The following is a 497-nucleotide window of genomic DNA, read 5'->3' on the forward strand; positions in this document are numbered from 1 at the left end:
AGCGTTTGGAATGGCAGTTTAATGAATTGAACCAATTGGAGCTCAAACCCAACGAATGGGAAACCTTAAGCCAAAGCCACGACAGCCTGGCGCATTCGGCCGAGTTGCTGCAAACCGCCGAGCAGGTGAGCGACAGTATAGACGGAGACAACGGCATCCAACGTCAAATCTACCAATGCCAAAAACTGCTGGGCAATCTGCAAAACATTGAGCCGCGCTTTGCCGAAAGTCTGAATATGCTGGCAAGTATTGAAGCTGAGTTGGGTGAAATCAGTGCCAATATGCGTGATGTGGCCGGTCGCAGCGACATCGATCCTAATGAATTAGCCGCACAAGAAAGCCGTATGGGCGAATTGATGAGCATGGCGCGCAAATACCGCATTGAGCCGGAAGAGTTGCCGCAAAAGTTGGCAGAAATTGACGAGCGCCTGCAAAACCTGCACGCGGCTGCCGATTTGGAAGCCTTGGAAAATACAGTCGCACGCAATCTTGCCGAA

The 497-nt window shown here is 51.3% G+C and carries 1 pseudogene; it reads left to right on the forward strand.

Annotated features, from left to right (window positions below):
• Positions 1-497: pseudogene (locus ACTHUR_RS18995) on the forward strand (DNA repair protein RecN); the annotation flags it as partial.

This window comes from Neisseria sp. P0021.S007 (assembly GCF_051956855.1).